This is a genomic window from Mucilaginibacter sp. P4_E8, assembly GCF_056401495.1.
Genome location: NZ_JBFUJG010000413.1, coordinates 1 through 988, shown reverse-complemented (window position 1 = coordinate 988; position 988 = coordinate 1). Strand labels below are relative to the sequence as shown.

The 988-nt window shown below is 36.5% G+C and carries 1 protein-coding gene; it reads right to left on the bottom strand.

The genetic code is table 11. The features are described 5' to 3' along the window. Positions 1–710 (bottom strand): hypothetical protein (locus tag AC1DRQ_RS31820; RefSeq protein ID WP_477430198.1); only part of this gene is annotated, 710 nt, incomplete at its 3' end. Between the last annotated feature and the right edge of the window lie 278 nt (positions 711–988).

Sequence of the window (988 nt, the reverse complement as noted above, 5' to 3'; positions counted from 1 at the left end):
CTGGTAACCAGTGTTACACTTCTCCTGTCGGCAGATAATACTGCTTTTGAATTATTCAATTTTTTAACAGGCTTTGCAAATTTGAGGATTACCTTATAAGGCATATCTATCAGCATAGCCTTGGCCATCATAAAGGTTGATTGGGTTTTCTTTAAAAAGGCATTGAATTTAGCTTTATCAATTATCCTGTAAAATTTATGAGGGGTAATTTGATATGAGTAATAATCCTGTCCGGCTACCATTTGCCGGGCATCAAAGGTTTTGCTTGCTTTATCACTGCTCGAAAAAGCATTGATCTGGCTGTTAAGGGCAATTTTTGAAAGGTTTTGAAGATAGTATTGCAAATCGGCCGCATTTTTGGCCACATGCTTGATATTTACCTTCATGATACTTTTTTTAAGGTTCATGTTGATAGAGAGGTCGCTGCTTTTAGCCATATTACTTTCCTCTATGCTCATTTTTTGCTGTGTGCTATCGGGCATGGCACTATAAAAATTGAGGGTTGTGTCCTTAACCAGGCTAAACTGAGGGGTTTCTTTCACCGAGTCAGACATGAGGTTTACCAAAACTGATACCGCCTTGCTCATATCAAAACCATAAACTACATTACAGCTGCCATCGCTTTTAAAATCGTATTGCTCCTCAATATCTACGCAGGAGCTAAAACAAAGCATTGCCAAAAAAATTAAAGGGAAGTAAAGTTTTTTCATGGCTTAAGGGTTTTAAGTATTGATCAGACTTTCATGATGACAAATTTACACAGGCAATTATAATTGATGAGATAAGGTTATAGTTTGATAATTGGAGTAATAATAGCCATTATTAATTAAAATAAAAAGTACAAATGGAAAAGGTTTTACCTTACGTTTACCATTGGCCTTTATGCTTTCGGCTTAAATAGGTAGCTTTGCAAAATATTATGGCACACCAGATTCCAGACGACGGCTCGCTGCTTCCATTAATGGAAGAATTTTATACGATACAGGGC